At 74.8% G+C, this 3912-nt stretch carries 5 protein-coding genes and 1 tRNA gene; 2 read left to right on the top strand and 4 right to left on the bottom strand.

Translation table 11 applies throughout. The features are described 5' to 3' along the window. The 4 genes from Q0444_RS04875 to Q0444_RS04860 all read right to left on the bottom strand — a co-directional run. Nucleotides 1–541, bottom strand: a 541-nt coding sequence (locus tag Q0444_RS04875; RefSeq protein ID WP_299021827.1) for an ATP-binding cassette domain-containing protein, incomplete at its 3' end; no start/stop codon positions are given. Then, nucleotides 534–1322 carry an ABC transporter permease gene (locus Q0444_RS04870; RefSeq protein WP_299021824.1) on the bottom strand — a complete coding sequence of 263 codons (789 nt, stop codon included), beginning with the start codon at nt 1320–1322 and terminating at the stop codon, nt 534–536. The genes Q0444_RS04870 and Q0444_RS04875, both read right to left, overlap by 8 nt. After that, nucleotides 1319–2065: a molybdate ABC transporter substrate-binding protein gene (gene modA, locus Q0444_RS04865; RefSeq protein ID WP_299021822.1), complete on the bottom strand. Its 747-nt coding sequence runs from the start codon at nt 2063–2065 to the stop codon at nt 1319–1321. Before modA ends, Q0444_RS04870 begins: the two co-directional genes overlap by 4 nt. A 10-nt stretch (nt 2066–2075) precedes the next feature. Continuing rightward, nucleotides 2076–2570: a YajQ family cyclic di-GMP-binding protein gene (locus Q0444_RS04860; protein ID WP_291079543.1), complete on the bottom strand. Its 495-nt coding sequence runs from the start codon at nt 2568–2570 to the stop codon at nt 2076–2078. Between the two features lie 119 nt (nt 2571–2689). Here Q0444_RS04860 and Q0444_RS04855 point away from each other — a divergent pair. Further along, nucleotides 2690–2772: transfer RNA gene (locus tag Q0444_RS04855), tRNA-Tyr, on the top strand. A gap of 227 nt (nt 2773–2999) precedes the next feature. Continuing rightward, on the top strand, nt 3000–3912 hold a 913-nt coding region (locus Q0444_RS04850), incomplete at its 3' end, for a polyprenyl synthetase family protein (RefSeq protein ID WP_299021817.1).

Raw genomic sequence — 3912 nt, 5'->3', positions numbered from 1 at the left:
CCAGGACCCGCCTCATGTCGGGCGCGGCCTCCACGTCCAGGGCGGCCAGCGGCTGGTCGAGCAGGATCAGGTCCGGATCCACGGCGAGCGCCCGGGCGAGCGCCACCCGCTGGGCCTGACCCCCGGACAGCTGGTGGGGCCTGCGCGAGGCGAGGGCGGCGAGGCCCACCGCGTCGAGTTCGGTGCGGGCGCGCGTGAGGGCGCGGCCGAGGCCGCGGGCGCGGGGGCCGTACGCCACGTTGTCGAGGACGGTCAGGTGGGGGAAGAGCCCGGGATTCTGCTCGAGGGAGACCACGCGACGGCGGTGCGCGGGGACGTGGGTCCGGGGCGAGCTGACGGTCTTGCCGTGGAGGCGGACCGACCCGGAGTCGGGGCGCAGGTGCCCGGCCAGCAGCAGGAGGGCCGTGGACTTGCCCGCGCCGTTGGGGCCGACGATCGCCAGCCGTCGTCCGGTGGGGACGGAGATGAGGAGCTGCCCGGGGCGGGCGGCGACGCGGCAGCCGAGGTGGGGGGCGGGCCCGGCGGGCGGGCGGTCAGCCACGGCCCACCGCCCCCGACAGCGGCGCCGAGGCCGCCATGAGCAGGGCGGCGGAGAGGATGAGGAGGAAGGCCAGCGCGAGGGCGGTGTCGGTGTCGGCCTCCCGGGTCAGGTAGATCTCCAGCGGCAGGGTGCGCGTGGTGCCCTGCAGCGAGCCGGCAAAGGTCAGGGTGGCGCCGAACTCGCCGAGCGCGCGGGCGAAGGACATGGTGGCGCCGGCGGCGAGGGAGGGCAGGACGAGAGGCAGCGTCACCGTGCACAGGACGCGGCTCGGCGAGGCGCCGAGGGAGGCGGCCGTGCGCTCCAGCCGGGCGTCCACCGAGCGCAGGGCGCCCTCCAGCGACACCACGAGGAACGGCATGGCGACGAACGTCTGCGCGATCACCACGGCGGCGGTGGTGAACCCGATCTCCACGCCCAGCACCGACAGGTGCCTGCCCACCACACCGGTGCGGCCGAGCGTGACGAGCAACGCCAGGCCCGCCACGACCGGCGGCAGGACCATGGGCAGCGCGGTGACGGTGCGGGCGAGCGCGGCCAGCGGCCCGTGGCTGCGGGACAGCAGCACCGCCAGGGGGGTGCCGACGAGGACGCACAGCAGGGTGGAGAGCGCGCACGTGCGCAGGCTGAGCAGCGCGGCCTCGCGTGCGGACTCGGAGGAGAGCAGGAGCGGGAGGTCCGCCCACGGCAGGCGCACCGCCATGCCGAGCAGCGGGACGGCGGCGAGCAGCACCGCGAGCGTCGCCAGGACGAGCAGCCACCGGGGCAGCGGGGGCCGGGTCACGGCGGGCCGAACCCGAAGGAGCCGAGGACGGCCCTGCCCTCGGCGCCCGTGACGGCGTCGACGAAGCCCCGCGCGAGCTCGGTGCGCTCGAGCGCCGCGACGGCATACCGGTTGGGGTGGACCTGCGCCCCGGCGATCTCGACCCGCTCGACCCGGTCGCCGGCGGCGGTCGCGTCGGTGACGTAGGCGATCCCGGCGTCGGCCTCGCCCGAGGCGACCTTCCCCCGCACGTCGGTGGCGCCGGACTCCTCGCTCACCGGGCGCAGCGCCACCCCGGCCGCGCGGGCCAGCGCGAGGGCGGACGCCCCGCACGGGACCGCCGGCGCGCACACCACCAGGCGGCTCCCGTCCAGGGAGCCGTCGAGTCCGGTGATCCCCGCGGGGTTCCCGGGCGGGGTGAGGAGCGTGAGGACGTTGGTGGCGAAGACCTGGGGATCGTCGGCGACGAGGCCGGCCGCGCGGGCCCGGTCCATGGTGGCGGTGTCGGCGGAGGCGAGCACGTCCGCGGGGGCGCCGCCGGCGATCTGGTCGACCAGGCCGGAGGAGCCGCCGAAGGACAGGCGGACCCGGACCCCGGGGTTGTCCCGCTCGAAGTCCTCGGCGATCTCGGTGAAGGCCCCGGTGAGCGAGGAGGCGGCGAAGACGGTGAGGGTCCGGGAGGCCTCGTCGACCGCACCCCCCGCCAGCATCGTCGCGCCCACCAGGGCGACCGAGGCGGCGCCCACACCGGTGCGGGAGGTCACCGGAAGGGGGTCACCGGTAGTTGGTGAACTGCAGGGCGACCTCGAGATCGGCGTTCTTGAGCAGCGAGATGCACTCCTGGAGGTCGTCGCGCTTCTTGGACGACACGCGGATCTCCTCGCCCTGGATCTGCGCCTTGACGCCCTTGGGGCCCTCGTCGCGCAGGAGCTTGGTGATCTTCTTGGCGTTCTCCTTGTCGATGCCCTGCTTGAGGGAGCCGACCAGCCGGAAGGTCTTGCCCGACGGCATGGGCTCGCCCACCTCGAGCGCCTTCATGCTGAGCCCGCGGCGGACCAGCTTCTCGATGAACACGTCCTTGGCGGCCAGGACGCGGTCCTCGGAGTTGGCGACGATCTCCACCGCGTCCTCGCCCTTCCACTCGATGGTCGCGTCCGTGCCGCGGAAGTCGTAGCGGGTGCCCAGCTCCTTGGCGGCCTGGTTGAGCGCGTTGTCCACCTCCTGGCGGTCGAACTCCGAGACGATGTCGAACGAGGACTCCGAGGCCATGGACGCGCTCCTTACGTGGGGTGGGTCGATCCCGGCCAGGCTACCCGCCCCACCCGCCCCCGATTTGGCACCGGGGGTCACCGGCGTTGTATCGTGTCGTAGCGCCCTCAAGGGTGCACGCCAGATTGCCCGAGCGGCCAAAGGGAGCGGATTGTAAATCCGTCGGCTTAGTCCTACGTTGGTTCGAATCCATCATCTGGCACGCGGGACCCCTGCCACAAGCGGGGGTCTTCGTGCATTTCGGGGCGGCGCGGGAGTGGTCCGGTGGGTGGCCCAGTGAGCGGCACTGTGCGATCGTGGTCTCCGGCCGCCTGCCGAGTCCGGAGGCGCAGTTTCTCGTCGAGGAGAATCGAGGTGAGACGTATCCACGCCAGCGCCGGCTCCGAACAACCAGACATGACACTGGTATCGGTAACCGCAGCCCACCGGATGACCGCCCGGGACCTGCCGGAGGGCCTCGGCCCCGCCGTCGAGGACTGGGTGACGGACCTGGGCCGCAGCACCCGCTCCGGCAAGGGGATGCGCTCCGCGCTCTTCGACGCGGTCTACGCCCGCGCCGGGGGCGGCGACGAGGCCGTGCGCGCCAGCGCGACCCAGGCCCTCGAGTTGCTGCACGAGGCGTTCCTCGTCCACGACGACCTGGCGGACGGCGACGACCTGCGCCGCGGCGAACCGAACCTCCAGGGACGCACCAGGGCCCGGGCCGCGGAACGGGGTGCGTCGGCGGAGACCGCGGGACACCTGGGGATGGTCGGCGGGCTGCTCGGCGGCGACCTGCTGCTCGTGGCGGCGATGGGGGAGTTCGCCCGCCTCCCGGTTCCGGCTCCCGTGCTCCGCCGCGCCCTCGAGGAGGTCGAGCGGGCGGTGGTGGCCTCGATCGCCGGCGAGTACGCGGACGTCCACGGGGCCGCCGATCCTGAGCCCCCGACCCGGGATCGCGCGCTGGCGATCGGCGCCGCCAAGACCGCGGCGTACTCGGTGGTCCTGCCGCTGGTGCTCGGGGCGGTGCTGGCGGGCGCGCCGGAGGAACTGATCGACCCGCTGCGTGAGACCGGCCGCCACCTGGGCACCGCCTACCAGGTGATCGACGACGTGCTGGGCGTGTTCGGCGACCCCGCCGTCACCGGCAAGTCCAACGAGGGCGACCTGCTGCGGCGCGCGCCGACCGTGCTGCTCGCCCACGCCGCCGCGACCGACGCCTGGCCGGGGATCGACGCCGCGCTCGGCGGGGCCGACACCGGCGGGGGGGGCACCCGCCGGGCCCCCCCCCGCCCCCCCCCCGCCCCGGGGCGGCCGCGCCCGGGCCGGGGCCCCCGAAAAAGTCCGGGGGACCCCCCGGGAC

The sequence above is a fragment of the uncultured Dietzia sp. genome (assembly GCF_937873725.1).
In the GTDB taxonomy this organism is placed as follows: domain Bacteria; phylum Actinomycetota; class Actinomycetes; order Mycobacteriales; family Mycobacteriaceae; genus Dietzia.
The sequence above is the reverse complement of the archived record's forward strand: the minus strand, read 5'-3'. Positions and strand labels throughout refer to the sequence as shown.

Bases quoted from the DNA above. Each gene is read 5' to 3' on its own strand.
- Q0444_RS04860 (WP_291079543.1), bottom strand. From the start codon at position 2,570: ATGGCCTCGGAGTCCTCGTTCGACATCGTCTCGGAGTTCGACCGCCAG.